The sequence below is a fragment of the Mycobacterium tuberculosis complex sp. N0072 genome (genome assembly GCF_030323725.1).
In the GTDB taxonomy this organism is placed as follows: Bacteria; Actinomycetota; Actinomycetes; order Mycobacteriales; family Mycobacteriaceae; genus Mycobacterium; species Mycobacterium tuberculosis.
Map to the genome: position 1 here is coordinate 3148162 of NZ_CP040689.1, position 26168 is coordinate 3174329.

Genomic DNA, 26168 nt, shown 5'->3' on the forward strand with positions numbered 1-26168 from the left:
GCCTATCCCTTGACCGCGCCCGAGGTGAGGCCCTTTATCATCTGCCGCTGCAAGGCGATGAAGACCAGCAAGATCGGCAGCATCGCCAACAGCGTCACCGCCATCACCGGGCCCCAGTTCGTCACACCCTCGGCCTGCTGCAGAAACGTCAGACCTATCGGCAGTGGTGCCACCGATTCGTCGTCGGACATCAGGAACGGCCACAGGTATTCGTTCCATTCGTTGACCACGGTGATGACACCGACGGCGACCATGGTGGGCCGCGACATCGGCAACACCACCCGCAGCAGCAGTTGCCACCACCGCGCGCCGTCCATCCGGGCCGCCTCGATGATCTCGGCGGGCAGCGACAGAAAGTGGTTGCGCATCAAGAAGGTTCCAAACGCCACCCCCGCCAGAGGCAGGATGATGCCGGCAAAGGTGTTGCGCAGGCCCAGGTGTGAGATCAGCGCGTAGTTGGAAATCACGGTGATCTGGTTGGGCACCATCAACGCGGCGATGATCACCAAAAACACCGCCGTGCGGCCCGGGAACCGGACAAACACCAAGCCAAAGGCGCTGAGCACACCGAGCGTGAACTTCACCACCGCCAGCACCGACGTGATGATCAGCGAGTTGCGCAGAAACGTCCAGAACGGAATCTGCTCGGTGGCCGTGCGGTAGTTCTGCGGGTACCAGCGCAGCGGCCACCAACTGGTGGGCTGCGCATAGATGTCGGGCTGATCCTTGAACGAGGTGAAGAACACGAACAGCAACGGCCCGGCAATCAGCGTGACCACCAGCAACATGGCCGCGTAGCCAACGCTGCTACGGAGCCGATCCGGCGTCACTGCCGCTGCCCCCGATCCATCACCCGCACCTGGTAGTACGTCACGGCCAGCAGCACCAGGAACATGATCGTGGCCACCGTGGCGCCATAACCGGCCCGGAAATTGCGGAACGTCTCCACATACACCTGGTACACCATGGTGGTGGTGCCGGTGCCCTCCGGCCCGCCCCGGGTCATCACGTTGATCACATCGAACACCTGCAGCGAGTTGATCAGCACGGTGATCGACAAGAAAAACGTGGTCGGCCGCAGCTGCGGCAACAGCACTCGACGGAACACGGCCCACCGGCTGGCGCCGTCGATTTCGGCCGCCTCCAACAGATCTCGGCGTACCCCCTGCAACGCGGCCAGATAGATCACGAAGGTATAGCCGAGGTTCTTCCAGACGTAGGTGATGGTCACCATGAACAACGCCCAGCGCGCATCCTGGTAAAAGTCGGGCACCCCGACCCCGATCCGGCGCAACAGGTCTTGAATCAGACCGAAATGCGGGTCGAAGACGAACTGGGCGGCCAGGCCGACAGCGGCACCGGAGATCACGAACGGCGCGAAAACAGTGGAGCGCACCAGGTTTCGTCCACGCAACGGTCGATCGAGCAGCATCGCCAGCGCCAACCCCAGCACCATCGAGCCGACCACCGCGGCACCGGTGAAAACCGCCGTGTTGAACACGATCTGGCGGGTGTCCGACCGGGTGAACCACTCGGTGTAGTTGGATAACCCCACAAATCGGGCCGACGGATCGGAGACGTTCCAGTCGAAGAACGACAGCCGGATGTTGTCGGCCAACGGGCGATAGACGAACAGCAGCAATAGCGCCACATTGGGGCCGACCAACACGACGAACAGCGCATAATCGCGCACGCGCTCTTTCGATGACCGAAGCCGTGCTCGTTGCGGCGCCGCCATCGGCGCAGTGTAGCTCCGTATTCTGTCGGCGAGTTTGCCGCCACGGTCGATGAACCAATCACCGCCGTCACGGCAATGTCGGCCAGCTACGCCGCGCCCGTCACCGCCCACCGACCGCTGTACGCCCGCCATCCGACGAATATCAGCCGCAGCACGATAAACGTGCCCAGTCCCGACCAGATACCCGCCAGCCCCCAGCCATACGCCAGCGACAACCAGACAAGCGGCAAAAAGCCCACCAACGCACTCGCCACCGTCGCCGTCCGCATGAACGCGGCGTCGCCCGCGCCCAGCAGCACCCCGTCAACTGCGAAAACAATTCCCGCAAAAGGCAATTGGACTACCATGAACCACCACGGCACCCCGATCGCGGCGAGTACCGATCGATCGTCGGTGAATAGCCCGGGCAGCACCGAGGAGCCTAGCCCTAACGCCGCTGCCAAAATTCCCGCCGCCAACAGCGAAAACGCCGTCACCCGCCATGCCACCGCCTTAGCGTGCCCGGCATCACCGGCACCCAACGCGGCACCGACCAGCGACTGCGCCGCAATCGCTAGCGAATCAAGAACCAGCGCAAGAAGACCCCACAACTGCAACACGACCTGGTGGGCCGCGAGCGCGGCAGCGCCGAACCTCGCGGCCACCGCCGCAGCCGAGACATAACAAACTTGGAAGGCCAGGGTCCGCACGATCAGGTCCCGCGCCATCATCAGCTGGGCGCCCAGCACGGCGCGGTCCGGCCGCAGCGACACCCGCTCGGCCAGTAACGCACCGGCAAACAGCAGCGCCGCCAGCCACTGCCCCACCAGATTGGCCACCGCCGAGCCGGTTAACCCCCAGCGGGGCAACCCCAGCCAACCGTAAACCAGCAGCGGGCACAGCAGAGCCGACGACCCGAAGCCGGCGACCACATACCGCAGCGGTCGCACGGTGTCCTGCACGCCGCGCAGCCAGCCGTTGCCGGCGAGCGAGACCAGGATCGCCGGCGTGCCCAGGATCGCGATCCGCAGCCACGGCAAGGCCGCCGCGGTGATGCCATCGCCAGAAGCGATCGCCGACACCAGCGGCGTCGCGGTGGCTTCCACCACGACGACGACCAACGCGCCCAGACCCAACGCCAACCAGGTCGCCTGTACACCTTCGGTGACCGCGGCCACCCGGTTGCCGGCACCGTAACGACGCGCCGCGCGCGCTGTGGTGCCGTAGGACAAAAACGTCGCCTGGGAACCAACCAGGCCGAGCACCAGACTGCCGATAGCCAGACCCGCCAGCGATATCGCCCCCAGCCGGCCCACCACGGCGATGTCGAACAGCAGGTACAGCGGCTCGGCGGCCAGCACGCCCAGCGCGGGCAACGCCAGCTGCGCGATCTGACGGCCGCCCGCGCGGTGCCCCACCTGGCTCAACGGCGGCTAACCAAGCGCCGCGCGCAACGACGCCACAGCGTCGTCGATCGAGCCGGTGGTCGTATACCCCGCGGCCAGCCGGTGACCACCGCCACCGAACCCAGAGGCAACCGCGGCCAAATTCACGGTCTTAGCCCGCATCGACACCGACCACCGATGCGGTTCGACCTCCTTGAACACCGCCGCGACCTCGGCTTGTTGCGTGGTGCGGACGATGTCGACGATGCTTTCCACTTCCTCCGAGCGCGCAGCGACCCACTCCCGGTTGTCGACGACGACGTAAACCAGCCCGCGGCCACCGACCGCCTCGGACACCAGCTGCGCCGAACCCAACACCCGCGATAGCAACGGCAACCAGGTGAAGGGATGGCTGTCCATCAAGGTCCTGCTGACGGTGGCGTTGTCCACACCGATCTCTACCAGCCGCGCCGCCAGCCGATACCCCCGCACACTGGCCCAGCGAAACGACCCCGTGTCGGTCGCCAACCCGGCGTAGATGCAGTGCGCGACGCGCGGGTCTATCGGTTTCCCCCACGCGTCGAGGATCTCGGCAACCATCGTCGTGGTGGAATCCGCCGACGGGTCAATGAAATTCGCGGTGCCGAACAGGTCGTTGGAGGCGTGATGGTCGATTACCAGGAGCTCCCGCCCGGAATCAGTTAGATCGCCCAGAGCACCGAGCCGATCAACACTCGGAATGTCAACAGTCACAACCAAATCGACATCGCGGCGCATCACCTCAGGGCGGACCAGCAGATGGCAGCCCGGCAGCGAACGCAGCGACTCGGGCAGTGTCGCCGGCGCGGCAAAGCTGACCTCTACCCGCTTGCCGCACCCGTCCAACACCAATGCCAATGCCAATCCGGCGCCGATGGTGTCGGCATCGGGGTGGACGTGGCAGACTACCCCGACCCTGGCAGCGGCCGACAACAGCGCAGCGGCACCGACGGCGTCCACGCGGGCCCCCGCGCGACGCCGCCCGTCGACCAGCTCACTCCTTGGGTCGATCGTCGTCACCGGTGTCTCCCCCGCAAGTGAGCGGTGCCTCCACAGCCTCGGGTCCGTCGCTCGTTCTGATACCCAGTCCCCCGGGAGCCGGTGATTGCGCCACCGACCCGTTATCACGGTACGGGTCGGCCTCCCCCGCCGGTTTGGCGCCCACCCGGACCCGCGCCAGATCGGCATCCGCGGCGCGAGCGCGGGCCAGCAACTCGTCCATCCGGTGCACACTGTCCGAGATCGTGTCGAGCGTGAACGTCAAGGTGGGAGTGAACCGAACGCCGGTGCCCGCCCCGACCTTGGTGCGCAGCACCCCTTTGGCCCGTTCCAGCGCGGCGGCCGCGCCGGCGCAGTTCGGCTCGTCGTGTAGCGTGCGTCCCATCACCGTGTAGTACACCGTGGCATCGTGCAAGTCGGCGGTCACCTTCGCATCGGTGATGGTCACCCCGGCCAATCCAGGATCCTTGATCTCGTACTCGATCGCCGAGGCGACGATCGCGGCGATCCGTTTGGCCAGCCGCCGCGCCCTAGCAGCATCAGCCATCAGGCGCGTTCCTTCTGGACCAGCTCGTAGGACTCGATGACGTCGCCCTCCTTGATGTCGGCGTAACCCAGTGTCAGGCCACACTCGAAGCCGTCGCGCACCTCGGTCACGTCGTCCTTCTCCCGGCGCAGCGAAGCGATCGAAAGGTTCTCGGCGACCACGATGTTGTCCCGCAACAGCCGCGCCTTGGCGTTGCGCCGCATCACACCCGAGGTGACCAGGCAGCCGGCGATGAGGCCGACCTTCGAAGACCGGAACAACGCCCGGATCTCAGCCCGACCCAGCTGGTTTTCCTCGTAGATCGGCTTGAGCAGGCCACGCAGCGCCTGCTCGATCTCGTCGATCGCCTGGTAGATGACCGAGTAGTAGCGGATCTCCACGCCTTCGCGGCTGGCCAGCTCGGTCGCCTTGCCTTCGGCGCGCACATTGAAACCGATGATCACCGCATCGGAAGCCGACGCCAGGTTGACGTTGGTTTCGGTAATGCCGCCGACACCGCGGTCGATCACCCGCAGCACCACCTCGTCGTCCACCTGGATACCCATCAGGGCCTCTTCCAGCGCCTCGACGGTACCGGCGTTGTCGCCCTTGAGGATCAGGTTCAGCTGGCTGGTTTCCTTCAGCGCCGAGTCCAGGTCCTCCAGGCTGATCCGCTTGCGTGAGCGCGCCGCCAGGGCGTTGCGCTTGCGAGCGCTACGCCGGTCGGCGATTTGGCGGGCGATACGGTCCTCGTCGACGACGAGGAAGTTGTCGCCGGCGCCGGGCACCGACGTGAAGCCAATGACCTGCACAGGCCGCGACGGCAGCGCAACCTCGACGTCTTCGCCGTGTTCGTCGACCATGCGGCGAACACGGCCATAGGCGTCGCCGGCGACCACCGAGTCACCGACCCGCAGGGTGCCGCGCTGCACCAGCACGGTAGCCACTGGGCCGCGACCACGGTCCAAGTGCGCCTCGATCGCCACACCCTGGGCTTCCATGTCGGGGTTTGCCCGCAGGTCCAGCGCGGCGTCGGCGGTCAGCAACACGGCCTCCTCCAGCGCCTCGATATTGGTGCCCTGCTTGGCCGAGATGTCGACGAACATCGTGTCACCGCCGAATTCCTCTGGCACTAAACCATATTCGGTAAGCTGCCCGCGAATCTTGGCCGGGTCGGCACCCTCCTTGTCGATCTTGTTGACCGCCACCACGATCGGCACGTCGGCGGCCTGCGCGTGGTTGATGGCCTCGACCGTCTGCGGCATCACTCCATCGTCAGCGGCGACCACCAAAATGGCGATATCGGTCGCCTTGGCGCCACGGGCACGCATGGCGGTGAACGCCTCGTGGCCCGGGGTGTCGATAAAGGTGATCAGCCGCTGGCTGCCGTCCAGATCGACGGCCACCTGGTAGGCACCGATGTGCTGGGTGATGCCGCCGGCCTCGGCCTCGCGGACGTTGGCCTTGCGGATGGTGTCCAACAGCCGGGTCTTGCCGTGGTCGACGTGACCCATCACCGTCACCACCGGCGGGCGAACCTGAAGGTCCTCCTCGCCGCCCTCGTCCTCACCGTAGCTGAGGTCGAAGGATTCCAGCAGCTCGCGGTCTTCGTCCTCCGGGCTGACGACCTGAACGTTGTAGTTCATCTCGCTGCCCAGCAACTCCAGCGTCTCGTCGCCGACCGACTGGGTGGCCGTCACCATCTCGCCGAGGTTGAACAGCGCCTGCACCAGCGCCGCGGGGTTGGCGTCGATTTTGTCCGCGAAGTCGCTGAGCGACGCGCCGCGTGCGAGCCGGATCGTTTCGCCGTTGCCGTGCGGCAACCGCACCCCGCCGACGACCGGAGCCTGCATCGAGTCGTACTCCTGGCGCTTCTGCCGCTTGGACTTGCGGCCGCGCCGGGGCGCACCACCCGGGCGGCCGAACGCGCCGGCGGCACCGCCACGCTGCCCGGGACGGCCACCGCCGCCGCCCCCGGGACGGCCGCGGAAGCCCGTTCCGGGAGCGGCACCCACGCCGCCACCCCGGTAGTTGCCGCCGCCCGCGTCGGAACGGCCAGCGCCGGGCGCACCGGGCCGGCCCCCGGGTCGTGGCGCACCAGGACGTGGTGGACGGGCACCCCCGACAGCTCCACCGGGGCGTGGCGGCATGCTGCCGGGCGAGGCGCCCGGACGTGGAACCCCGGGCCGGGCGGTACCGGGGCGGGGAGCCGGCGGACGCGGGATGGGCCGGTCGGCGGGTTGCGCCGACGAGAACGGGTTGTTGCCGACGCGCGGGGTGCGAATCCCCGGCTTCGGCACCGGGCCCGGCCGCGCCCCGGGAGCCATGCCGGGGTGGGGTGCCTGAGGGCTGGGCGGCACTGCGGTCGGAGGCTCGGGTGCGGCGGGGGTAGTTGGGGAGACGATTGCCGCCCCGCCGGAATCGGCGGCCTTGGCGGGCGCGGCAGTCGCCTTGCCGTTGCCTGCGGCCATGTCGATCGCGGCGTCCAGCGCCTTGTCAAGGGACTTGTCGGGGCCTTTGCCGGGGGACTTGGCGGTGCCTTTCGCCGGGGCAGGTTTGCTGCCACCGAACGATTCACGCAGCCGACGGGCAACCGGTGCTTCCACCGTCGACGATGCTGATTTGACGAATTCGCCCTGCTCGCTCAGCCGGGCGAGAACTTCCTTGCTGGTTACACCGAGTTCCTTAGCCAACTCGTGTACGCGGGCCTTACCTGCTGCCACTACATCTCCTGTCCATGAGGCGACAGTCGTGGGCCGCGCCTCGGGTTTAGCTATGACGCATTGTCATCGGGACTTCACGGTGTGCTCATGTTCTATTGCTACCTGTTCTGTTGCCCGGTGGTTCGAGCTCGCCTAGAGACTCCAGGTACTCGACCACTGCGGATGTGTCCGGCGAACCGGCGATGCGCAGCGCTCTTGCGAAAGCCCGCCGCCGAATCGCTTGTTGCGCGCACTGCCGTAGCGGATGCAGCCACGCACCCCGCCCCGGCAGGCTGGTCGCTGTATCAACGATCACGGCGTAGTTGCCGTTCCCGGTCGACACAGCCACCACTCGAAGCAGTTCGACGGCCAACCCTCGCTTTCGGCACCCGACACACGTCCGCACCGGTCCGCGGGGATTATCCGGGCGTCGATGCGCCGAGGCCGAAGGCTCGCGCTGGATCACGGCTAAGTGTAGCGTCACCGGGCAAGCCCGATTGCCCGGCTATCTGCCGTGGGATAACGCACGGCGCTAGCGGTCGTGCGCCATACCGCGGCTGACTCCGGGTTCGGGCTGACCGGGCGGGGGCGGCGGCGCATCGCCGCGAATATCGATACGCCACCCGGTGAGCCGGGCAGCCAGCCGGGCGTTCTGCCCTTCCTTTCCGATTGCCAGCGACAATTGGAAATCGGGCACCACCACGCGGGCGGCCCGGGCGGTCTGGTCGATCACCGACACCGACACCACCTTGGCCGGCGACAACGCGTTGGCGACAAAACGCGCCGGATCGTCGTCATAGTCGATGATGTCGATCTTCTCCCCGGACAGCTCGCTCATCACGTTGCGGACCCGTTGCCCCATCGGACCGATGCAAGCACCCTTGGCGTTCAAGCCGGCAACGTTGGACCGCACAGCGATCTTGGAGCGGTGGCCGGCCTCCCGGGCCACCGCGACGATCTCCACCGATCCGTCGGCGATCTCGGGGACTTCCAGCGAGAACAGCTTGCGCACCAGATTGGGGTGCGTGCGCGACAGCGTAATCAGCGGCTCGCGGGCACCTCGGGTTACACCAACTACGTAGCAGCGCAGCCGGTTGCCATGTTCATAGCTCTCCCCCGGTACCTGCTCAGCGGCCGGGATCACACCCTCGGAAGCCTTGGTCTCGGTGCCAATCCGGACGACGACCAGACCGCGGGCGTTGGCCCGGCTATCGCGCTGGATCACTCCCGCAACGATCTCGCCCTCGCGGGTGGAGAACTCGCCGTAGGTGCGCTCGTTCTCGGCGTCGCGGAATCGCTGCAACATCACTTGGCGTGCCGTCGTGGCGGCGATCCGGCCGAAGCCCTCTGGAGTGTCGTCCCACTCGCTGATGAGATTGCCAGCCTCATCGGTCTCACGGGCGATCACCCGAACGACACCGGTTTTCCGGTCGATCTCGATGCGCGCATCGGTCTGGTGACCTTGGGTGTGCCGGTAGGCAGTCAACAGCGCGGACTTGATCGTTTCGAGCAGTTCATTGACCGAGATACCCCGGTCCACCTCGATGGCATGCAGAGCAGCCATGTCGATGTTCATGCTCCGGCCTCCGTCCCGCGGGCCAGCCCCATCTCGGAAGACTGGGCCAGTTCCAACTCCGCCGGAGCCGGTGGCGAAAACTCAACCTGGACAACAGCTTTCACAATCTCAGCAAGCGGGATCTCACGGACTGCCCAGCCCCGGTCTTCCCGGATCACCAACGCCACCGTGCCAGCACGCATCTCGCCGACCCGGCCGGTCAGTCGCGATCCGTCTGACAACACCAGCTCAACCTTGCGGCCTCGAGCACGGCGGAAGTGCTTTTCGCTGGTCAGCGGGCGTTCCACACCGGGAGAGCTGACCTCGAGCAGGTAGCGGCCCCGGATCTTGTTCGCACCGTCCAGGCCGTCCAGCAAAGCCGATGCCCTGCGCGACAATGCGGCTATCGTATCCAGGTCGAGAGGGGCGTCACCGTCGGCGATCACCGCTATCCGCGGCGGGCGGGCCCGCGCATCGATGACCACGTCTTCGATCTCGTAGCCGGCGCACGCGAAATCTGCACCGAGTAGCTCGATCACCTGCCTCTGCGAAGGTAGCCCGGTGGTCACGGCGAGCTCCTCATCTTGAGTTGTCCGGTCATCTAGCGGAGGCGCCGCCAGGGCGGCTCCCAGTGTCCCGCCGGCACGCAGCAGCCGGCGTAGCTACCAACGATACGCCAGGAATCACGAATGACGCCGTGATCACGCCGTTCAACGTCTCGCCTGCCTTCGTAGCGGCGTCTTTCTGATGGCAGGATGTTGCTGTGCTTAGAGCAGCACCAGTCATCAACCGGCTCACGAATCGACCCATCAGCAGGCGGGGTGTGCTGGCCGGTGGCGCCGCGCTGGCCGCACTGGGAGTGGTGTCCGCCTGCGGCGAGTCCGCGCCCAAGGCACCCGCGGTCGAAGAGCTGCGCTCGCCGTTGGACCAGGCCCGACACGACGGTGCGCTCGCAGCTGCCGCCGCCACAGCCATCGGGATCCCGCCGCAGGTTGCCGCCGCGCTGACCGTCGTCGCCACTCAGCGAACCTCGCATGCTCGAGCGCTGGCCACCGAGATCGCCCGGGCCGCGGGCAAGCTGGTATCCGCTACGAGCGAAACCAGCAGCTCCAGTCCCAGCCCAACCGATCCGGCGGCACCGCCACCAGCGGTGTCCGACGTGATCGATTCGCTGCGCACGTCAGCGGGGGAAGCCAGTCGACTAGTGGCGACGACATCGGGCTACCGAGCAGGGTTGCTCGCCTCCATTGCCGCGTCCTGCACCGCCTCCTATACGGTTGCGCTCGTGCCTTCAGGCCCGTCGATATGACCTCGTCCGAACCCGCCCACGGTGCCACACCGAAGAGGTCCCCCTCCGAGGGGAGCGCCGACAACGCGGCGCTGTGCGATGCGCTTGCCGTCGAACACGCCACCATTTACGGCTACGGCATCGTCTCCGCGCTCTCGCCCCCTGGTGTCAACTTCTTGGTGGCGGACGCGTTGAAGCAGCACCGCCACCGCCGAGACGACGTGATCGTGATGCTGTCCGCGCGCGGAGTCACCGCCCCGATCGCTGCCGCCGGTTACCAGCTGCCCATGCAGGTCAGCAGCGCGGCCGACGCGGCACGACTAGCAGTGCGGATGGAGAACGACGGGGCAACGGCCTGGCGGGCGGTTGTCGAGCATGCCGAGACGGCCGATGACCGGGTGTTCGCTTCGACGGCTCTGACCGAGAGCGCGGTGATGGCCACCCGCTGGAACAGGGTGCTGGGCGCCTGGCCCATCACCGCGGCCTTTCCGGGCGGGGACGAATAGCTACCCGGTGACGGCCGCTGCGATATCGGTGGCCAGCGAGGCGCCGGCAACCAGCTCGCGAGTCTGACCGCTGAACCGGTCGCGCAGCTCGACCACGCCGTCCGCCCAGCCGCGCCCCACGACAACGATCCAGGGCATACCCAACAGCTCGGCATCTTTGAACTTGACGCCGGGCGATGCCTGGCGGTCGTCCAGCAACACCTCAACCCCCAGCCGATCCAGATCGGCGGCCAGCGCGGTCGCCCCGGCGCGAGCCTGCGCGTCCTTGTTCGCGATCACCAGGTGAACATCGAACGGCGCGACCGTCGACGGCCAGCGAAGGCCCAGCTCGTCGTGGTGCTGCTCGGCAACGACGGCAACCAACCGAGACACACCGATGCCGTAGGAACCCATGGTCAACCGCACAGGCTTGCCATCCTCGCCGAGCACGTCGGCGGTGAAGGCGTCGGTGTATTTGCTCCCCAGCTGGAAGATGTGCCCAATTTCGATACCGCGCGCCATGACCAGCGGACCGGCGCCGTCGGGAGATGGATCGCCTTCGCGCACCTCGGCGGCCTCAATGGTGCCGTCTGCGGTGAAGTCGCGGCCGGCCACCAAACCGACAACATGGCGGCCGGGTTGGTCCGCCCCGGTGATCCAGCTGGTGCCGTCGACTATCCGCGGGTCGACGAGATAGCGGACATTGTTCTCCCGCAACGCCTTTGGCCCGATATAACCCTTAACCAGGAACGGGTGCTTGGCGAAATCATCGTCGTCGAGCAACGCGTAGTCAGCCGGTTCCAGCGCTGCGCCCAACCTTTTGTCATCGACCTCACGGTCGCCGGGCACGCCGATTGCCAGCAGTTCGGTGTCCCCTCCCGGCTGTCGGACTTTGATTAAGACGTTCTTCAGGGTGTCCGCGGCGGTCACCGTGCGGCCGAGATCGGCCTCGTTGGCCCAGGCCACCAGGCTGGCGATGGTTGGGGTGTCGCCGGTGTCGTGGACCACCGCCTCGGGCAGCCCATCGATGGGCAGGGTGTCCGGGCGGGCGGTGACAACCGCCTCGACGTTGGCCGCATAACCCGACTCGAGGCACCGGACAAATGCGTCCTCCCCGGACGGACTCTCAGCCAAGAACTCTTCGGACGCACTGCCGCCCATCGCCCCGGACACTGCCGAAACGATGACATAGCGCACCTGAAGTCGGTCAAATATGCGCTGGTAGGCCTCCCGGTGAGCGTGGTAGGCCGCCTTCAGCCCGGCGGCGTCGATGTCAAAGGAGTAGGAGTCCTTCATGACGAACTCCCGAGCGCGCAGGATGCCGGCCCGCGGCCGCGCCTCGTCGCGGTACTTGGTCTGGATTTGGTACAGCGTGAGCGGGAAGTCCTTGTAGGAGCTGTACTCGCCCTTCACGGTCAGGGTGAACAGCTCTTCGTGGGTGGGGCCCAGCAGGTAGTCGTTGCCGCGGCGGTCCTTGAGCCGAAACACGCTGTCGCCGTATTGGGTCCACCGGTTGGTCGTCTCGTACGGTGCCCGCGGCAGCAGGGCAGGAAATAGGATCTCCTGTCCACCGATGGCGTTCATCTCGTCGCGGATGACCCGTTCTATGTTGCGCAGCACTCGCAGGCCGAGCGGTAACCAGCTGTACAGCCCGGGCGCGACGGGCCGGATGTAGCCGGCCCGGATCAGCAGTTTGTGGCTGGCCACTTCGGCGTCGGCGGGATCGTCGCGCAGGGTGCGCAAGAACAACTCGGACATCCGGGTGATCACAGGCGGCAAGCCTAATTCGCCGAGCAGACGCAAAAGCGCCCAGGTCTGCCCGAAAAGGGGAGCTTTTATGACTGCTCGGCGGGAAGGGTTACAGCTCGCCGGCGTCGATCGCTTCCTTGACCTCCTGCGCATGGGCAACCTGCTGCGGCGTATACCCGATAAACAGCGCCATACCGCCGACGATGATGGCCGCTCCGGCCACCCACAGCAGGCCGTAGGTGTAGGCGTGGTCAAGCGCGGCCAACTGCACGTCGTTCATGAACTTCACCGGACCGGTGGTACCGCCCAGGTACAGCGTGCGCGACGTGATCACAGCCTGGATGACGGCGAGCACCAGCGGACCGCCCAGGCTCTGCAGCATCAGCGCAATTGCCGATACCGGACCGATCTGGTCGAAGCCGACGCCAGCGATCGCCGACAGAGTCAGCGGGACGACGGCCATGCCGATGCCAATCCCGCCGACGACGATCGGCATGACCAGGTTGGGGAAGTAGGGCACACCACGGTGCATGAAAAATGAGCCGTACAGCATGGCGCCGAATAGCAGATATCCGCCGCCGATGGTCAACACCCGTGGCGAAAACCGGGACACCAGCTGCGAGGACACACCTAGGCCGATTCCCATCGCGATGACGAACGGGATGAAACCTACGCCCGCGCGTAGCGCGCTGTAGCCCAAGATGTCCTGCACGTACAGGCCGATGCAGACGGTCAGGCTGAACATGACGCCGCCGGCCAACAGGATCGCGCTGAACGTGACCAACCGGTTGCGGTCGCGGAACAAGTGGAACGGCACGACGGGGTTCTCGGCAGTGCGCTCCACGATGACAAACGCGACAGCGGCCGCCAAGGCCACCAGGCCCGAACCGATGGTAATGCCTGACATCCAGCCCTTTTCAGGACCGATCGAGAAGGCGAAAACCGCCGCGGTGCATGCCAGCGTGGCCAGTATGGCCCCGGTGGCGTCGAGCTTCATCCGTTCTTTGTTGGTTTCCCGTAGGGCGGTGCGGGCCAGGTAGATCATCACCAGCCCGATCGGCACGTTCACCAGGAACGCCCACCGCCATGACACCTCGGTCAGTGCTCCGCCGACCACCAGCCCCATCACCGACCCGATCGCGGTCATCGCGGCGAACACCGCCGTCGCGGCGTTGCGGGCAGGTCCCTTGGGGAACGTGGTCGCCACCAGCGCCAGACCGGTCGGAGATGCGATGGCCGACCCCACACCCTGGGACAACCGGGCGATCACCAACGTCGCCTCGTCCCAGGCGACCGCGCACAGCACCGACGAGATGGTGAATAGCGCAACGCCAACAATGAAGGTGCGTTTGCGCCCGATGGTGTCGCCAAGCCGGCCGCCGAGCAGCATCAGCCCGCCGAAGGTCAGCACGTAGGCGGTGATCACCCAGCTGCGGCCGGCATCAGACAAGCTCAGCTCGTTTTGAATCTTAGGTAGCGCGACGATGGCGACGGTGCTGTCCATGGTCGCCAGCAGCTGCATCCCGCCGATAGCAATAACCGCAGCGATAAAGCTGCGCGAGGGCAGCCAAGTCGGGTAGTACCTGCTGGGGCGCTCTGAAGCGGTCTCCTCCGAGCGCGGCGGGCGCATCGGGGCCGGACGGTGTGGGCGTCCGGCTGTCCAGTTACGGACCGCCCGCTCTGTGTCGTTGAGAGCCGTCATAGCGGGTTACCTTACAGTATTCTTAAGAATTGTTTAAACCCCGAACGCCGCTCAGGCCGACTACAGCCCCGATCACGATGATCGCGGGAGGTCGGATCCCCGCCGCGCGGACCTTCTCCGGCGTGTCGGCAAGGGTGGCCCGCAACGTCTGTTGAGCGGCGGTCGTTCCGTGTTGAACCACCAGTACCGGCGTATCCGCAGTTCGGCCACCCTTTAGCAGAACGTCAACGAAAAGCTCGATGCGTTCGACCGCCATCAGCAAAACGATGGTGCCCGTCAATGCAGCCAATGCATCCCAATTCACTAACGATTCGGGATGACCGGGCGCAAGATGGCCACTGACCACCACGAATTCGTGGGTCATGGCCCGGTGAGTGACTGGAACGCCCGCCATAGCGGGCACGGCTATGGCACTCGTCACACCTGGCACCACGGTGACCGGGATTCCGGCGTGGGCACATGCCAGCACTTCTTCATAGCCCCGGGCGAACACGAAGGGGTCGCCCCCTTTGAGACGGACCACAAAGTTGCCGGATCTGGCCCGTTCGATCAGGACAGCGTTGATCGCGTCCTGGGCCATGGCCCGGCCGTAAGGGATCTTGGCCGCGTCGATGACTTCTACGTGCGGCGGCAGCTCGGCCAGCAGTTCGGGCGGGGCGAGCCGGTCGGCGACCACGACATCGGCCTGGGCAAGCAGCCGGCGACCGCGAACCGTGATCAGTTCGGGATCGCCGGGACCGCCGCCGACCAACGCCACTCCGCCGCTGAGGACGTCGGAACTCTGCGCAGTGATGACGCCCTGCTGCAACGCCTCCCGGATTGCCGAGCGGATCGCCGCCGAACGGCGGTGCTCACCACCGGCGAGCACCCCCACCGACAGGCCCGCATAGCTGAATGACGCCGGGGTCACCGCCGTCCCCTCCACCGCGATATCGGCCCGGACGCAAAAGATCCGTCGGCGCTCCGCCTCGGCGACGACAGCCACGTTCACCCGCGCGTCATCGGTGGCCGCGATCGCATACCAGGCGCCGTCAAGGTCGCCGTCGCGGTAGTCACGCACCGACAAGGTGATCTGGTCCATCGCCTCGACGGCGGGGGTGACGCTGGGGGCGATCACGTGCACGTCCGCGCCACTGGCGATCAGCAGGGGTAACCGGCGCTGGGCGACCGTGCCCCCGCCAACCACGACGACCTTCTTGCCAGCCAGCCGTAACCCGACCAGATAGGGGTTCTCGGTCACCCGCCAAGCCTAGTGGCGATCGCAAGCGCGGGGACCGGGCGCCGCGGGTCGCCACCATCAGGGCCAGTGGCGATCGCAAGCGCGGGGACCGGGCGCCGCGGGTCGCCACCATCAGGGCCAGTGGCGATCGCAAGCGCGGGGACCGGGCGCCGCGGGTCGCCACCATCAGGGCCAGTGGCGATCGCAAGCGCGGGGACCGGGCGCCGCGGGTCGCCACCCCTTTGGCCGCGAATGTAACGCCACTGCGAATTTCCGGCCCGGCTTTTCGCAGTGCCGTTACGCTCGTGGAGTATTGCAGGCCGCATGTGCGACGAAACGCGCCACCGCACCGGGTGTTGCGGCCGGATGGGTATGCAGGTAGGACGCGTGCACGCCGCTGTGCACCGCGCCGTCTCGCACGTCGTCCACGTCTTGGCCCTGGTACACCCACGCGGGCTGATAGCTATCGGCGAATGTGACTGCGGTTCGGTGGAATTCATGTCCAACCACGCGCTCGCCGACGGAGTACAGCGCCGAATCAACAACCGCGACGGCGTCGCGATAACCCAGCTTGAGATGCTGGGTGAACCGCGCCGATCCGGCCACCACACCGCACATCGGGTGTCCGTCGAGTTCAGAAACCAGATAGAGCAGGCCGGCACATTCGGCATGCACCGGGGCGCCGGCAGCGGCCAGTTCGTTGATCTGCCGCCGGACGGTGTCGTTGGCGGACAACTCGGCGGTGAACTGCTCGGGGAATCCGCCGGGCAACACCACCGCGTCCGTACCCTCGGGCAGAGTTTCGCTGAGCGGGTCGAACTCGACCACTTCAGCCCCGGCGGCGCGCAACATCTCGGCGTGTTCGGCGTAGCCGAAGGTAAACGCCCTTCCGGCCGCGATGGCAACCGTGGCTGGCTGGCGGGCGGTGTTGCCGACGGCAATCACCGGGTCCCATGGCGGGTGGGCCGCCTGGCTCCCGGCGCAGGCGATCACCGCGGCCAGATCGACGTGGCGAGCGACCACAGCAGTCATCGCCTGCACGGCGAGCCGTGCGCGACGGCCGTACTCGACGGCGGTAACCAGACCCAGATACCTTGTCGGCAGCTCTAGTTCAGCTGTGCGTGGAATGGCGCCCAAGACCGCGACACCGGCCTGGTCACACGCCTGTCGCAGCACCTGTTCATGTCGGGCCGATCCGACCCGGTTGAGGATGACACCGGCGATCCGAGTTGCGGTGTCGAACGTGGAAAAGCCGTGCAGCAGTGCGGCAACGCTGTGACTCTGGCCGCGGGCATCGACCACCAGGATCACCGGGGCGCCAAGCAGAGCAGCGACGTGCGCGGTGGACCCCGCTGCGGGCGCGCCCCCGGCAGGCCCAATGCGCCCGTCGAACAGCCCCAGCACCCCTTCGATCACGGCGATGTCCGCGCCCGCAACTCCATGCGCGTACAGGGGGCCGATAAGCCGCTCCCCCACCAGTACCGGGTCGAGATTGCGGCCGGGCCGTCCCGCGGCCAGGGCGTGATAGCCGGGGTCGATAAAATCCGGGCCTACCTTAAACGGCGCGACGGTGTGACCGGCCTGCCGCAGCGCTCCGATCAAGCCCGTCGCGATCGTGGTCTTACCGCTGCCCGACGCAGGCGCGGCGACGGCCACCGCGGATACCCGCATCACCACTCGATGCCCTTCTGCCCCTTGCGGCCCGCATCCATCGGGTGCTTCACCTTGGTCATCTCGGTCACCAGATCGGCGGCCGCAACCAACCGCTGGGGTGCGTCTCGCCCGGTGATCACCACATGCTGATGGCCAGGCCGGGCTCGCAGGACATCGACGACTTCGTCGACGTCGAGCCAACCCCACTTCAGTGGGTAGGTGAACTCGTCCAGCAGATAGAAGTCGTGACGTTGCGTGGCCAGCCGGAGCGCGATCTCGGCCCAACCGTCCGCCGCCGCGGCCGCACGATCGACGTCGGTGCCGGCCTTGCGAGACGTACGTGTCCAGGACCAGCCCGCACCCATCTTGTGCCACTCCACCGCTCCGCCGATCCCGTGCTGGTCGTGCAGCCGGCCCAGTTGACGAAACGCCGCCTCCTCACCCACTTTCCACTTAGCGCTCTTGACAAACTGAAACACCGCGATGTCCAGACCAGCGTTCCACGCCCGCAACGCCATTCCGAACGCCGCGGTCGATTTTCCTTTGCCTTCACCGGTGTGTACCGCCAGTATCGGCATGTTGCGCCGGGCCCGGGTGGTCAGGCCATCGTTGGGCACTGCGAGCGGATTGCCCTGCGGCATGTGTGGTTACCTATCCATCGTCAAGCCACGCCACGCACGGCATGCACTAGATAATCCGCGTGCAACTGCTCCAACCGAACCACCGGCGCACCCAGCTGACGAGCCAGTTGCGCTGCCAAACCCAGCCGTACATACGACGTTTCGCAGTCCACCACCACCGCGGCCGCGCCCTCGGCGACCAGCCCGGCAGCCGCGGTTCGGCTGCGGCCCAACGGGTCCGGCCCGGCGGTGGCCCGGCCGTCGGTCAGCACGACCACCAGGGGGCGTCGGGCGCGGTCGCGTACCTTCTCCCGGATGATCAGCGCACGCGCGGCCAGCAGTCCCTCAGCCAGCGGGGTCTTGCCGCCGGTGCTGAATCGGGCCAGTCGCCGGCCGGCGATGTGCGCCGACGACGTCGGCGACAGCAACAGCGTTGCCTCGTGCTGGCGGAAGGTGATCACCGCCACCTTGTCCCTGCGCTGGTAGGCGTCGCGCAGCAGCGACAGGGTGGCGCCACTGACCGCAGCCATCCGGTCCCGAGCAGCCATCGATCCGGAAGCGTCGACGACGAAGATCACCAGATTGCCTTCGCGACCCTCGCGGATGGCCCGGCGCACATCGTCCGGCCACGGGCGCAACGGCCCGGCTCCGAACGCACGCTCGCCGGCGGCCAGCAGGGTAGCGAACAGGTGCAGTCCATGTGCGTCGGGGTCGCTGACCTCGGCGGCCGCCACCACACTGCCCGAGGCGTTGCGGGCCCGAGACCGTCGCCCCGGCGCGCCCGTGCCGACCCCCGGGACCCGCAGCGCGCGGGTCCGGAATATCTTTGACGGCGGCGCGCTCGGGCGCGGCGACGATCGCAAGCGCGGCGAAGCCGGGCGCGGCGGGTCGTCGCCCATCGAGCTCGGCGCACCAGGTTCTGTCGACTTCGAGCGTGAGTTCGGTTGTGAGGCAGGTTCATTGGCTGACTGGCCGCCCCCGGGCGGATCGGGCTCGGGCTCTGGGTCGACGCTCGCCAGCGCCAGCGCCTCATCCAGCTGGTCGCGGTCGATGCCGTGATCGTCGAACGGGTCGCGACGACGACGATGCGGCAACGCCAGTTCTGCTGCCGCCCGGATATCCTGCTCCTCAACGGTGCGGACACCACGCCAGGCGGCGTGCGCGGCGGCGGTCCGGGCCACTACCAGATCGGCCCGCATGCCGTCCACGTCGAACGCCGCGCACAACGCAGCGATGCGCCGCAACTCGTTGTCGCCCAACACCACATCGTCTACCGTGGCCCGGGCCGCGGCAATCCGGTGGGCCAGCTCCGCGTCGGCGTCGGCATAGCGTGCGACGAACGCATCCGGGTCGGCTTCGTAGGCCATCCGCCGGCGGATGACCTGTACCCGCACGTCGATGTCACGTGACGCCTGCACGTCGACGGTCAGCCCGAACCGGTCCAGCAGCTGCGGACGCAGTTCGCCCTCCTCCGGATTCATCGTGCCGATCAGCACGAAACGGGCCTCGTGGGAATGGGAGATGCCGTCGCGTTCGACGTGTACGCGTCCCATGGCGGCGGCGTCGAGCAGGATGTCAACCAGGTGATCATGCAGCAGATTGACCTCGTCGACGTAGAGCACGCCGCCGTGGGCGCGAGCCAGCAGTCCCGGAGAGAACGCGTGCTCGCCGTCGCGCATCACCCGCTGCAGATCCAGCGAGCCAACCACCCGGTCTTCGGTGGCCCCCAGCGGCAGCTCCACGAGGCCGGTCTCGGTGCTCCCGGTCGCGACCGACAACAACGCGGCCAGCCCGCGCACCGCCGTCGATTTCGCCGTGCCCTTCTCGCCACGGATGAGCGCCCCACCGATCTCCGGTCGCACGGCACACAACAACAACGCGAGCCGCAGCCGATCGTGCCCGACGATCGCGCTGAACGGATAAGGCTTCACGGCCGCTCCACCTGACCGGAGCCGGGCCGCAACATGGGCACATGCGGGATGCCGTCGTCCAGGAACTCGTCACCGTCGCGGACGAAGCCGTGCTGGGCATACATGGCCGTCAGGTAGGCCTGTGCATCAATCCGACAGGGGTAGTCGCCCACCTCGGCCAGTGCCGCGCACAGCAGCCGGTTGGAGTGGCCCTGTCCGCGGGCGTCGCGTTTAGTGCACAGCCGGCCGATCCGGAAGACCTTCTCACCCCCGGCGTGCTCTTCCATCAGGCGTAGCGTGCACGTCACCTCTCCGTCGGGCGTTTCCAACCAGAAATGCCTGGTCTCGGCAAGCAGGTCACGCCCGTCTAGCTCCGGGTATGGGCAGGCCTGTTCGACAACGAACACCTCCACCCTCAACTTGAGCAGCTCGTAAAGGGCCCGGGCGTCAAGGTCTTTGGCCCAGACGCGGCGCAGTGCTTCGGTCATAAGCGCCGCTCTCCCCCGCAAGCGGGCGGTACCCCCACTGTATCGTCGCCGGCGCGGGTCATGCGGCACCTAACTTCAGCGCCTTGGTGCTCCATGACCACACCTCGTCGAACAGCGCGGGTTCATTCGACAGCTGCACCCCCAGCGACGGCACCATTTCTTTGAGCGTGGGCAGCCAGGATTGATAGCGGTTGGCAAAGCATTTCTGCAGCACGTCCAGCATGATCGCCACCGCGGTCGAAGCCCCTGGGGAGCCGCCCAGTAGTCCGGCAATACTACCGTCAGCATCGCCGATGACCGTCGTGCCGAACTCGAGCACCCCGCCGTTGCGTTCATCTCGCCGGATCACCTGTACCCGCTGACCGGCTATCGTCAACTCCCAGTCCGAATCGATTGCGCTAGGGGCGAATTCGCGCAGCGCACTGACCCGCTCGGGTTCAGAGAGACGCAGCTGGCTGATCAAGTAGTTCAGCAGTCTCCGCTCGGTGAGGCCCACGCCGAGCACGGACAACAGATTGTCCGGCCTGATCGACCGGGGCAGGTCGCTGATCTGCCCGTGTTTCAAGAACTTCGGCGACCAGCCGGCGTATGGCCCGAACACCAGCCACGACTTGCCGTTGACAAACCGCAGATCCAGATGCAAGGCGCCCAACGGCGGGGCGCCCGGCGCCGGGAAGCCATATACCTTTGCCCGATGCGAGGCGGTGAGCGCCGGGTTCCCGGCGCGCAGGAACCGACCGCCAATCGGGAAGCCGGCGAAGCCTTTGACCTCTTTGATCCCGGATTTCTGCAGCACCGGCAAGGTGTCACCCCCGGCCCCGACAAAGACGAACTTGGTGTTCAACTTGCGCTTTTCGCCGGTCCGGCGGTTGCACATGGTGACCGTCCAGCTGCCGTCGGATTGCCGCGAGAGGTTGCGAACCTCGTGCCCGAACAACGCGGTAGTGCCATTTTGCACGCAATAGCCGATGAGTTGTTTGGCGAGGGCACCGAAGTCGACGTCGGTGCCGTCGGCGGCCCAGTTGAGCGCCACCGGCTCGGAGAAGGCCCGTTTAGCGGCCATGAACGGCAGCCGGCGGGCGAATTCGTCGGGACTCTCGATGAACTCGGTGCCGGCGAACAGCGGGTTGCCGGCCAACGCCTTTTGGCGGCGCCGTAGATACTCGACGCCCCGCGATCCATGGACGAAACTCACGTGCGGCACAGGGTTGAGGAAGCTGCGCACGTCGGTGAGGATGCCGTTTTCGGCCGCGTATGCCCAGAACTGGCGGGTGACCTGGAATTGCTCGTTGACACGCACCGCTTTGGTGATGTCGATCGAGCCGTCCGGCATTTCTGGGGTGTAGTTCATCTCGCACAGCGCGGAGTGCCCGGTGCCGGCGTTGTTCCAGGGACCGCTGCTTTCGGCGGCTACCGCGTCCAGCCGTTCGATCAGGGTGATTGACCAGTTCGGTTCGAGCCGACGCAGCAGCACCCCCAGCGTGGCGCTCATGATGCCCGCACCGATCAGCACGACGTCGGTTCTGGCTAGGTCTGACACCGGACGGTTGGTTCCTTCCTTGGCTGCGCCGCTCCCAGGTTATCCCGACGGGTGTTAACACGATGACGTCCGCCTCCTGGGCCAGTAACCCTGTGCAGCGCGGGGCAGCCAACCCAAGACAATTACCCCGAAGCCCACAATGTGCGTCCCTGGCCGCCATAGAATCCGCACTATCCGCCCAGTCCGGTTCTTCTTGGGAGGTAACGATGTTGTATGTAGTTGCGTCACCCGACTTGATGACCGCGGCGGCTACCAATCTGGCGGAGATTGGTTCGGCGATCAGCACGGCAAATGGTGCGGCGGCACTCCCGACTGTTGAGGTGGTGGCCGCGGCCGCCGACGAGGTGTCCACGCAGATCGCGGCTCTATTCGGAGCGCATGCCAGGAGCTACCAAACCCTCAGCACCCAGGCAGCGGCGTTTCATAGTCGGTTTGTGCAGGCGTTGACCACGGCCGCGGCTTCCTACGCCAGCGTAGAGGCCGCCAACGCGTCGCCACTTCAGGTTGCGCTAGACGTGATTAATGCGCCCGCCCAGACACTGCTCGGACGTCCGCTAATTGGTAACGGCGCCGACGGATCGACACCGGGGCAGGCCGGCGGGCCCGGCGGGTTGCTGTACGGCAACGGCGGTAATGGCGCCGCCGGTGGGCCCAACCAGGCCGGCGGCGCCGGCGGCAACGCCGGCTTGATCGGCAACGGCGGGGCGGGCGGCGCCGGGGGTGTTGGCGCGGTCGGCGGTAACGGCGGCACGGGCGGCCTGCTATTCGGCAACGGCGGGGCCGGCGGGCAAGGCGGGCTCGGCCTCGCAGGTATCAACGGCGGCAGCGGCGGGCAGGGAGGCCACGGTGGCAACGCCATCCTGTTCGGCCAGGGCGGTGCCGGCGGGCCAGGTGGCACCGGCGCCATGGGCGTCGCCGGCACCAATCCCACCCCCATCGGCACCGCAGCGCCTGGCAGCGACGGCGTAAATCAGATTGGGAACGGTGGTAACACGGACCTCACCGGCGGCGCCGGTGGCGACGGCAATGCCGGCAGCACCACCGTGAACGGCGGCAACGGCGGTACCGGCGGCGCAGCTAGGAACTCATCTGGTGGTACCGGCAACTCCTTTGGTGGTGCCGGCGGCGCCGGAGGCGACGGCGCCAACGGCGGCGACGGTGGCGCTGGCGGGGAAGCCCTCACCGAAGGCGGTGCCACCGCCGTTAGTGGTGCTGGTGGTAAGGGAGGTAACGCCGAGGCTTCCGGCGGCGCCGGCGGCAACGGCGGCAAAGGTGGCTTTGCTCAGGCCACCACCAGCGTGACCGGGGGTAACGGCGGTAACGGTGGCAATGGCCACGACAGTAACGCGCCGGGCGGCGCTGGCGGCAGCGGTGGCGTCGGCGGTGACGGCGGCCGTGGCGGCCTGCTGGCCGGCAACGGCGGCACCGGCGGTGCCGGTGGCAACGGCGGTACCGGTGGCGCCGGTGCCCCCGGCGGTGCCGGCGGCGCCGGCGGCAAAGCCGACATCGCCAACAGCCTCGGCGACAATGCCACCGTAACCGGGGGCAATGGCGGGACAGGCGGAGACGGCGGCAGCGCGCTGGGCACCGGGGGGGCTGGGGGTGCCGGAGGTCTAGGTGGTCACGGGGGTGCAGGCGGGCTGCTGATTGGCAACGGCGGCGCCGGTGGCGCTGGCGGCCTCGGCGGTGCGGGCGGCGCCGGCGGTGCGGGCGGTGAGGGCGGTGCCGGCGGCGCCGGAGGCGAAGCTATTCCCGGCGGGGCGTCCACCAACTCCGCCGGCGGTGACGGAGGGGCGGGCGGTACTGGCGGCAATGGCGGTGACGGCGGTGCCGGCGGAGCCCCCGGCCTCGGTGGCGCGGGCGGGGCCGGCGGATGGTTGATCGGCCAGTCGGGCAGCACCGGCGGCGGTGGCGCCGGCGGTGCCGGTGGTGCCGGAGGTGCCGGTGGCGCGGGCGGCAGCGGCGGTGCGGGTGGCCATGGCGACACTACCTCCGGCAAGAACGGTTCGTCTGGCACCGCGGGCTTCGACGGCAACCCCGGGCAGCCCGGCTGAGCGGCACAAGATCTGAACGCGCTCTAAGCTGACCCCGTGACTGGCTGGGTGCCCGATGTGCTGCCCGGCTATTGGCAGTGCACAATTCCGCTCGGGCCGGATCCCGACGACGAGGGCGACATTGTCGCAACCCTGGTCGGCCGCGGTCCGCAAACAGGGAAAGCCCGCGGAGACACCACTGGGGCACACCACACGGTCCTGGCGGTGCACGGCTACACCGACTACTTCTTCCATACCGAGCTGGCCGATCACTTCGCCAACCGTGGCTTCGCGTTCTATGCACTTGACCTGCGCAAATGCGGCCGATCGCGAGCGCCCGGCCAGACGCCGCACTTCATCACCGACCTGGCCCGCTATGACACCGAACTCGAGCACTCCCTGTCCATCATCAACGAGCAGAACCGCTCGGCGAAGGTCCTGGTATACGGCCACTCCGCCGGCGGGCTCATCGTGTCGCTGTGGCTGGACCGGTTGCGCCAGCGCGGCGAGATCACCCGCGCGGGGGTCACCGGCCTGGTGCTCAATAGCCCGTTCCTGGATCTGCAAGGCCCGGCAATCCTGCGCCTGCCGCTGACCTCGGCGTTCTTCGCCGCGATGGCGCGAATGCGCCCCAAATGGGTAGCCCGGCCACCAAAAGAAGGCGGTTACGGTTGCACGCTGCACCGGGACTATGACGGAGAGTTCGACTACAACCTGCAATGGAAACCGGTGGGCGGTTTCCCGGTCACCTTCGGCTGGATTCATGCCAGCCGTCGTGGCCACGCACGGTTACATCGCGGGATCGACGTCGGTGTGCCCAACCTGATCCTGTGTTCGGATCACACGGTACGGGAAAAGGCCGACCCGGCGACCCTGCACCGCGGCGATGCGGTTCTCGACGTCACCCATATCACCCGCTGGGCCGGCTGCATCGGCAACCGCAGCACCGTCATCGCGGTGGCGGACGCCAAACACGATGTGTTCTTGTCGCTGCCGCAACCGCGCCAGATGGCTTATCGCCGACTGGATCTCTGGTTGGACGACTACCTCGGCACACACAACGACACCGACGCTTCGGCATCGTCGGGGAAAGGGTGATGGCCCCTACAAATGGAAACGTACGACATCGCGATCATCGGAACCGGTTCGGGCAACAGCATTCTCGACGAACGCTATGCCAGCAAGCGGGCGGCGATCTGCGAGCAGGGCACCTTCGGCGGCACCTGCCTCAATGTCGGGTGCATCCCCACAAAAATGTTCGTCTACGCCGCCGAGGTGGCCAAGACCATCCGAGGCGCGTCGCGTTACGGTATCGACGCGCACATCGACCGGGTGCGATGGGACGACGTCGTCTCGCGCGTCTTCGGGCGCATCGATCCGATCGCGCTGAGCGGCGAGGACTATCGAAGGTGTGCGCCCAACATCGACGTGTACCGCACACACACCCGTTTCGGGCCGGTTCAGGCCGATGGCCGCTACCTGTTGCGCACTGACGCGGGTGAAGAGTTCACCGCCGAGCAGGTGGTGATAGCCGCCGGATCGCGGCCGGTGATTCCGCCGGCCATCCTCGCGTCCGGCGTCGACTATCACACCAGCGATACCGTCATGCGGATCGCCGAGTTGCCGGAGCACATCGTGATCGTCGGAAGCGGCTTCATTGCAGCGGAATTCGCACATGTGTTTTCCGCTCTGGGCGTACGGGTCACCCTGGTGATCCGGGGCAGCTGCTTACTACGGCATTGTGACGACACCATCTGCGAACGGTTCACCCGCATCGCATCGACCAAATGGGAGCTGCGCACCCATCGCAACGTTGTGGACGGCCAGCAGCGCGGCTCGGGCGTCGCGCTGCGGCTAGACGATGGTTGCACCATCAACGCCGACCTACTGTTGGTAGCGACAGGCCGGGTGTCCAACGCCGACCTGCTGGATGCCGAGCAGGCCGGTGTCGATGTCGAGGACGGCCGGGTGATAGTCGACGAGTACCAACGGACTTCGGCGCGTGGGGTTTTTGCGCTGGGCGATGTCTCGTCGCCGTACTTGCTCAAGCATGTCGCCAACCACGAGGCCCGCGTCGTGCAGCACAATCTGCTCTGCGACTGGGAGGACACCCAGTCGATGATCGTCACCGACCACCGATACGTACCGGCTGCGGTATTCACCGATCCTCAGATCGCTGCCGTCGGACTCACTGAAAACCAAGCTGTGGCAAAGGGACTCGATATTTCGGTCAAGATACAGGACTATGGTGACGTCGCGTACGGCTGGGCGATGGAGGACACCAGTGGAATCGTCAAGCTCATCACCGAGCGCGGCTCTGGGCGCTTACTGGGCGCACACATCATGGGTTACCAGGCATCCTCGCTCATCCAACCGTTGATCCAGGCGATGAGCTTTGGGCTGACCGCCGCCGAAATGGCCCGCGGCCAGTACTGGATTCATCCGGCGCTGCCGGAGGTGGTGGAAAACGCGCTGCTTGGCCTGCGTTGACCGCAACGGCGAGCCGTCGTCCGGCAAGCGATTTGCATCCCGTCAGCGCCTTACCTACAGTCGGGACA

22 protein-coding genes are annotated in these 26168 nt (G+C 66.9%); 5 read left to right on the top strand and 17 right to left on the bottom strand.

Translation table 11 applies throughout. From position 1 onward, the window contains the following. Positions 1-2: 2 nt before the first annotated feature. From FF952_RS14965 to rimP, 9 genes are all read right to left on the bottom strand, one after another. Entirely contained in the window at positions 3-830 is an 828-nt protein-coding gene (locus FF952_RS14965) for a carbohydrate ABC transporter permease (protein ID WP_003414504.1), read from the bottom strand. Next, positions 827-1738, bottom strand: a complete 912-nt coding sequence (locus FF952_RS14970) for a carbohydrate ABC transporter permease (protein ID WP_003414505.1) — start codon at positions 1736-1738, stop codon at positions 827-829. The genes FF952_RS14965 and FF952_RS14970 overlap by 4 nt, the downstream gene beginning before the upstream one ends. Positions 1739-1824: 86 nt before the next feature. Continuing rightward, positions 1825-3144, bottom strand: a complete 1320-nt coding sequence (locus tag FF952_RS14975) for an MATE family efflux transporter (RefSeq protein ID WP_003414506.1) — start codon at positions 3142-3144, stop codon at positions 1825-1827. Positions 3145-3150: 6 nt separating this feature from the next. Next, entirely contained in the window at positions 3151-4161 is a 1011-nt protein-coding gene (gene nrnA / locus FF952_RS14980; RefSeq protein ID WP_003414507.1) for a bifunctional oligoribonuclease/PAP phosphatase NrnA, read from the bottom strand. Further along, a complete protein-coding gene (gene rbfA / locus FF952_RS14985) occupies positions 4136-4687 on the bottom strand; it encodes a 30S ribosome-binding factor RbfA (protein WP_003414508.1) in 552 nt (183 codons plus the stop codon). Before rbfA ends, nrnA begins: the two co-directional genes overlap by 26 nt. Next, positions 4687-7389, bottom strand: a complete 2703-nt coding sequence (gene infB, locus FF952_RS14990; protein ID WP_003899505.1) for a translation initiation factor IF-2 — start codon at positions 7387-7389, stop codon at positions 4687-4689. The genes rbfA and infB overlap by 1 nt, the downstream gene beginning before the upstream one ends. 85 nt (positions 7390-7474) lie before the next feature. Beyond that, positions 7475-7852 carry a YlxR family protein gene (locus tag FF952_RS14995; RefSeq protein WP_003899506.1) on the bottom strand — a complete coding sequence of 126 codons (378 nt, stop codon included), beginning with the start codon at positions 7850-7852 and terminating at the stop codon, positions 7475-7477. Positions 7853-7900: 48 nt separating this feature from the next. Further along, positions 7901-8944, bottom strand: a complete 1044-nt coding sequence (nusA, locus tag FF952_RS15000) for a transcription termination factor NusA (protein ID WP_003414511.1) — start codon at positions 8942-8944, stop codon at positions 7901-7903. After that, on the bottom strand, positions 8941-9492 hold the full coding sequence (gene rimP / locus FF952_RS15005) for a ribosome maturation factor RimP (protein WP_003899507.1): 552 nt from the start codon (positions 9490-9492) through the stop codon (positions 8941-8943). The genes nusA and rimP overlap by 4 nt, the downstream gene beginning before the upstream one ends. Before the next feature lie 194 nt (positions 9493-9686). On the opposite strand from rimP, the gene FF952_RS15010 reads away from it, so the two are divergent. Both FF952_RS15010 and FF952_RS15015 read left to right on the top strand, forming a co-directional pair. After that, the gene (locus FF952_RS15010) at positions 9687-10232 is read left to right on the top strand and encodes a hypothetical protein (RefSeq protein ID WP_003414516.1); all 546 of its coding nucleotides are present in this window, start codon (positions 9687-9689) and stop codon (positions 10230-10232) included. Continuing rightward, positions 10229-10717, top strand: coding sequence for a ferritin-like domain-containing protein (locus FF952_RS15015; RefSeq protein WP_003414522.1), 489 nt, complete (start codon positions 10229-10231; stop codon positions 10715-10717). The genes FF952_RS15010 and FF952_RS15015 overlap by 4 nt, the downstream gene beginning before the upstream one ends. Here the strand turns inward: FF952_RS15015 and FF952_RS15020 are convergent, their stop codons facing one another. From FF952_RS15020 to mqo, 8 genes are all read right to left on the bottom strand, one after another. Next, a complete protein-coding gene (locus FF952_RS15020; protein WP_003899508.1) occupies positions 10718-12466 on the bottom strand; it encodes a proline--tRNA ligase in 1749 nt (582 codons plus the stop codon). Positions 12467-12554: 88 nt separating this feature from the next. Continuing rightward, positions 12555-14147 (bottom strand): multidrug efflux MFS transporter EfpA, encoded by a 1593-nt coding sequence (efpA, locus tag FF952_RS15025; RefSeq protein WP_003414532.1) that lies wholly within the window; start codon positions 14145-14147, stop codon positions 12555-12557. Positions 14148-14169: 22 nt separating this feature from the next. Beyond that, a complete protein-coding gene (gene cobA, locus FF952_RS15030; protein WP_003414535.1) occupies positions 14170-15387 on the bottom strand; it encodes a uroporphyrinogen-III C-methyltransferase in 1218 nt (405 codons plus the stop codon). A gap of 276 nt (positions 15388-15663) precedes the next feature. After that, positions 15664-17037, bottom strand: a complete 1374-nt coding sequence (locus tag FF952_RS15035; protein WP_003899509.1) for a cobyrinic acid a,c-diamide synthase CobB — start codon at positions 17035-17037, stop codon at positions 15664-15666. Continuing rightward, the gene (cobO, locus tag FF952_RS15040) at positions 17037-17660 is read right to left on the bottom strand and encodes a cob(I)yrinic acid a,c-diamide adenosyltransferase (protein ID WP_003414539.1); all 624 of its coding nucleotides are present in this window, start codon (positions 17658-17660) and stop codon (positions 17037-17039) included. Before cobO ends, FF952_RS15035 begins: the two co-directional genes overlap by 1 nt. 20 nt (positions 17661-17680) lie before the next feature. Beyond that, positions 17681-19570: a magnesium chelatase subunit D family protein gene (locus FF952_RS15045; RefSeq protein ID WP_003901481.1), complete on the bottom strand. Its 1890-nt coding sequence runs from the start codon at positions 19568-19570 to the stop codon at positions 17681-17683. Further along, entirely contained in the window at positions 19567-20037 is a 471-nt protein-coding gene (locus tag FF952_RS15050; protein ID WP_003414543.1) for a GNAT family N-acetyltransferase, read from the bottom strand. Before FF952_RS15050 ends, FF952_RS15045 begins: the two co-directional genes overlap by 4 nt. A gap of 58 nt (positions 20038-20095) precedes the next feature. Continuing rightward, on the bottom strand, positions 20096-21577 hold the full coding sequence (gene mqo / locus FF952_RS15055) for a malate dehydrogenase (quinone) (RefSeq protein ID WP_003414545.1): 1482 nt from the start codon (positions 21575-21577) through the stop codon (positions 20096-20098). Between the two features lie 206 nt (positions 21578-21783). On the opposite strand from mqo, the gene FF952_RS15060 reads away from it, so the two are divergent. From FF952_RS15060 to mtr, 3 genes are read left to right on the top strand one after another with little or no spacing between them, the layout of a single operon-like run. After that, on the top strand, positions 21784-23631 hold the full coding sequence (locus FF952_RS15060; RefSeq protein WP_010950791.1) for a PE family protein: 1848 nt from the start codon (positions 21784-21786) through the stop codon (positions 23629-23631). Positions 23632-23667: 36 nt separating this feature from the next. After that, positions 23668-24708: an alpha/beta hydrolase gene (locus tag FF952_RS15065; protein ID WP_003414553.1), complete on the top strand. Its 1041-nt coding sequence runs from the start codon at positions 23668-23670 to the stop codon at positions 24706-24708. 12 nt (positions 24709-24720) lie between these two features. Continuing rightward, on the top strand, positions 24721-26100 hold the full coding sequence (gene mtr / locus FF952_RS15070; RefSeq protein WP_003414557.1) for a mycothione reductase: 1380 nt from the start codon (positions 24721-24723) through the stop codon (positions 26098-26100). Positions 26101-26168 lie beyond the last annotated feature (68 nt).

Excerpts from the sequence above, each read along its gene's own strand:
- FF952_RS14970 (WP_003414505.1), bottom strand. The coding sequence starts at position 1,738 with ATGGCGGCGCCGCAACGAGCACGGCTTCGGTCATCGAAAGAGCGCGTG.
- rbfA (WP_003414508.1), bottom strand. The coding sequence starts at position 4,687 with ATGGCTGATGCTGCTAGGGCGCGGCGGCTGGCCAAACGGATCGCCGCG.
- nusA (WP_003414511.1), bottom strand. The coding sequence starts at position 8,944 with ATGAACATCGACATGGCTGCTCTGCATGCCATCGAGGTGGACCGGGGT.
- FF952_RS15015 (WP_003414522.1), top strand. The coding sequence starts at position 10,229 with ATGACCTCGTCCGAACCCGCCCACGGTGCCACACCGAAGAGGTCCCCC.
- efpA (WP_003414532.1), bottom strand. The coding sequence starts at position 14,147 with ATGACGGCTCTCAACGACACAGAGCGGGCGGTCCGTAACTGGACAGCC.
- FF952_RS15035 (WP_003899509.1), bottom strand. The coding sequence starts at position 17,037 with ATGCGGGTATCCGCGGTGGCCGTCGCCGCGCCTGCGTCGGGCAGCGGT.
- cobO (WP_003414539.1), bottom strand. The coding sequence starts at position 17,660 with ATGCCGCAGGGCAATCCGCTCGCAGTGCCCAACGATGGCCTGACCACC.
- FF952_RS15050 (WP_003414543.1), bottom strand. The coding sequence starts at position 20,037 with ATGACCGAAGCACTGCGCCGCGTCTGGGCCAAAGACCTTGACGCCCGG.
- FF952_RS15060 (WP_010950791.1), top strand. The coding sequence starts at position 21,784 with ATGTTGTATGTAGTTGCGTCACCCGACTTGATGACCGCGGCGGCTACC.
- mtr (WP_003414557.1), top strand. The coding sequence starts at position 24,721 with ATGGAAACGTACGACATCGCGATCATCGGAACCGGTTCGGGCAACAGC.